Genomic DNA, 1,620 nt, shown 5'->3' with positions numbered 1-1,620 from the left:
AACCAGCGGTTTCGTCAACCGGTCGGTGTGGTTGGCAAAGTCGAAAGCGTAGCGCCCCTTGATGCACAAGAACTCGCCGTTAATGCCGCTCTTGTCGCGGTTGTCGCCGCGAATGATCTCAGAGCCGTTCGGCACGCTGCGCACGCCCAGCGTGGTCTTGCATCCATCCGCGCAGTGCGTGCAGACGGTGGAAACGTGGTTCATTTCCCACGGGCGGGTTTTGTAACGATAGGTACCCGAGGTCAGCGCGCCCACGGGGCAAACGTCGATGCACATGCCGCATTCTTCGCAGTCCAGGTGATCGCCTTTATTGGGAGCAATGATGCTGCTGACGCCGCGATTCTGGACGCCCAGGGCCCAGACATCCATGCCTTCTCCGCAGGTGCGCACGCAACGATAGCAAAGGATGCAGCGCGGCCGGTCGAAAAAAACCACCGGAGACCACTGCTGTTCTTCACGGTGCTGCTTGACCTCGGTGTAGAGCGACTCTGGCGGCCCGTACTTGAAGGTCATATCCTGCAGCTCGCACTCGCCGCCGGCATCGCACACCGGGCAATCCAGGGGATGATTGCCGAGCAGCAGTTCCACCGTGGCTTTGCGCGCCTGGGCAATCTCGTCGCTTTCAGTCGTGACCACCATGCCCTCGGCAACCGGGGTGGTGCAGGCGGTTTGCAGCTTGGGCACCTTTTCCAGCCGCACCAGGCACATGCGGCAAGCTCCGCACAGCGAAAGGCCGGGGTAGTAACAGAACGAGGGAACCGCGATACTCGCGGCACGGCAGGCCTCAATCAACAGTGTGCCTGCTGGTGCGGTGACCTTCTTGCCATCGATGGTAAAGGTTACGTCAGCCATGGGTTCCTATCTTGGTTGTGGGGCGTCATACGCCGGCCAAAGCTGCTTCCGCTTGATGGGCGTACGGACAGGGTTTGCCATCCAGGTGGTCTTCAAACTCCTTGCGGAATTTGTCCACGAAGGCGATGGTGGGCATGGCCGCAGCGTCACCCAGGGGACAAAAGGTGCGGCCCAACATGTTCTGCGCCAGGTAGCGGATATTGTCGATATCCTTAGCCACGCCACCGCCGGCATGAACGCGCGTCAGCGTCTTCTTCAGCCAGTCGGTCCCTTCGCGGCAGGGAATACACCATCCACAGCTCTCGTGCTGGTAAAACTTCATGGTGCGCAGGGCAAACTCCACCATGCAGACGCTGTCGTCCAGAACCACCACCCCGCCGGAACCGAGCATGCTGCCCGCCTTGCCTACCTGGTCGAAATCCATGCCGATGTCGATTTCGTGGGGTAGCAGTACGGGGGTCGAGGATCCGCCGGGCACGACGGCTTTGAGTGATCTGCCGTCGTTGATACCGCCGCCTACCTCGTAGATCATCTTTTTGAGGTTGTAGCCCATAGGCAGCTCGTAGACGCCGGGTTTGGCCACATCGCCGCTAAGACAGAAGAGGCGCGTGCCACCGTTCCGCTCGGTGCCGATCTTGGCGTACTCTGCGCCCCCGATGCGGAAGATGTGGGGGACAGTGGCTAACGTTTCCGCATTATTAATGACGGTGGGCCCACCATAGAGCCCTACCACTGCCGGGAAGGGGGGACGAATGCGAGGAATGCCAC

Annotated in this window: 2 protein-coding genes; both read right to left on the bottom strand. The window is 60.7% G+C overall.

Going from position 1 to position 1,620, the window contains the following annotated elements; genetic code table 11:
* On the bottom strand, window positions 1-852 hold an 852-nt coding region (locus tag WCB02_RS14445; protein ID WP_423958898.1), incomplete at its 3' end, for a 2Fe-2S iron-sulfur cluster-binding protein.
* A gap of 25 nt (window positions 853-877) precedes the next feature.
* On the bottom strand, window positions 878-1,620 hold a 743-nt coding region (locus WCB02_RS14440), incomplete at its 5' end, for an NADH-ubiquinone oxidoreductase-F iron-sulfur binding region domain-containing protein (RefSeq protein WP_423958897.1).

This window comes from Bradyrhizobium sp., assembly GCF_049581145.1.
GTDB lineage: Bacteria > Pseudomonadota > Alphaproteobacteria > Rhizobiales > Xanthobacteraceae > Bradyrhizobium.
Note: the sequence above shows the minus strand (reverse complement) of the source record. Positions and strands in the feature narration are given on the sequence as shown.